Annotated in this window: 1 protein-coding gene; it reads left to right on the forward strand. The window is 39.5% G+C overall.

Going from position 1 to position 980, the window contains the following annotated elements:
• Positions 1 to 741, forward strand: a 741-nt coding sequence (locus tag AC1DRF_RS29605) for an MFS transporter (RefSeq protein ID WP_477742519.1), incomplete at its 5' end; no start/stop codon positions are given.
• Between the last annotated feature and the right edge of the window lie 239 nt (positions 742 to 980).

The following is a 980-nucleotide window of genomic DNA, read 5'->3' on the forward strand; positions in this document are numbered from 1 at the left end:
GTATTAGGCATCGTAACGGTTGTTCCTCAAATTATTGTTCCGCTGGCTGCGAATATCGCTTCAGATCATAGTAGAGGAAAAGTTTTAGGAAATGTCGCTATTGGATTAGTTTGTGGTATTTTAGGAGCTCGGCTTGCTAGTGGTTTTATTGATGTTCATTTTGGATGGCGAATGGTGTATTGGACGTCTGCTGTGGCTACACTTTTTATGATTTTGTTAGTTTACGTCTATTTTCCAAGAAGTAAAGGAGGAAATGCCACCAGTTATAAACACTTGCTCATGTCGTTAGGTCCGCTGTTTATAAAAGAAAGAGCCCTGCAAAAAGCATGTGTAAGTCAGGGGATGATGTTTGCTTCTTTTAGCGCATTTTGGACCACGCTTGTCTTTTTATTACATACACATCCCTATTCGTATGGAAGTGACATGGTGGGGGTAATAGGGTTAGTCGGGATAGCGGGAGCGTTTGCTACGCCAATTATCGGACGTTTAATTGATACAAAAGGGGCAAAGTTTGCAAGTCTTTTGTGTATGTCCGTATCTTTACTTGCTTTTATAGGTCTTATACGGGAAGGGTACTGGTTACCTGGATTAATTTTAGGAGCTCTCCTTATAACGATAGGGACTCAAGCGAATCAAGTTGCCTGTCAGTTTACTATTTTCCAATTAGGAGAAGAGAAAAGAAGTCGATTAAATGGATTATATATGGTTTCCACATTTATAGGCGGGTCCCTAGGATCTTAAATGGGTTTACTTGCATGGAGTAAATGGCAGTGGCATGGAGTGTGTGCCATAGCCATACTGATGATAGCCATTAGCTTTTGTTCTTTAATTCCAACGAACATTCCTACAAAGACGATAGAAAATTTCATGAGTAAGRAAGGAAGTAAAATGTAATGAGAACACATACAGATAACTTTCAACGAGGATTAGATATATTAGCTAGGATTGATCCAGAGAACTATGAGGATATAATGGCAGGC

The sequence above is a fragment of the Priestia sp. P5_B4 genome, assembly GCF_056400385.1.